A 907-nucleotide genomic window follows, 5' to 3' on the forward strand; every position below is an offset into this window, starting at 1 on the left:
CGCCCAACGCCCCGGTGCTGCTGCTCGACGTGCACACCTGGATGGGCGAGGCCCAGCTCTCCGCCGAATCCTGGGACGTGCGCCAGGTGATCGACCCGGTGCGCATCACCGCCACGCCCAACAGCGGCGCCATGTGCCGCTTCACCGCCGCCGAGTCGGAGGCCCGCGCCGCCGACCCGATCCATGACCCGGTCTGCTACCTGCAGTGGGAGGCGCTGCCCGACGAGACCGAGCCGGTCGCGCTCACCGACAGCGGGGCCAATACGCCCAAGGCCGAGGGCCAGGCCGTGGCGCTGGGCGAGCAGGAGGTGGCCTACAGCCTGTGGCTGTTCTCCGGCGACGGCAGCAAGGTCAAGGTCGGCGAGGGCAGCCGCCCGGTCAACGTGCTGAGCCCCTACGGCAGCGTCACGCTGCGCCCCACCGAGGACTATTCGGCCGTCGACCGCATCCTGCACGAGTTCGACCTGCGCCTGACCCAGGGCGGCGGGCCGACCTGCTCGCTGACCCTGAGCGCCACCGAGGCGATCGAGGCCGCGGCCAACCGCAAGCACGACGCCCAGCGCCTGACCTGCCTGCTCGACTGGCAGGAGATGCCCGACGGGCTGTCGCAGAAGGACGGCACCAACCAGCCGCAGCTCAACGGCCGCCTGGCCGAGAACGGCGAGCACACCCTGGGCTGGCGGACCAGCGTGTTCTCCAAGGGCGGCACCCGCGTGACCCTCAACCACGAGACCACGCCGCTGGTGGTGGTCGACCCCGAGGCGCCGGTGATCACCATGACCCCGAGCCGCCATACCACCCAGGTCGACGACGGCCGCTACGTGGTGCCGATCGCCGGCAGCTACTTCGGCGACGTCGAGATCAACACCCTGCCCAGCGACCTGGACGTGCGCCTCGAGCGCGACGC

The 907-nt window shown here is 71.7% G+C and carries 1 protein-coding gene; it reads left to right on the forward strand.

The genetic code is table 11. The features are described 5' to 3' along the window. A partial coding sequence (locus DS839_RS35805) for a hypothetical protein (protein WP_438816564.1) occupies window positions 1–907 on the forward strand: 907 nt, incomplete at both ends.

Source organism: Taklimakanibacter deserti, assembly GCA_003574785.1.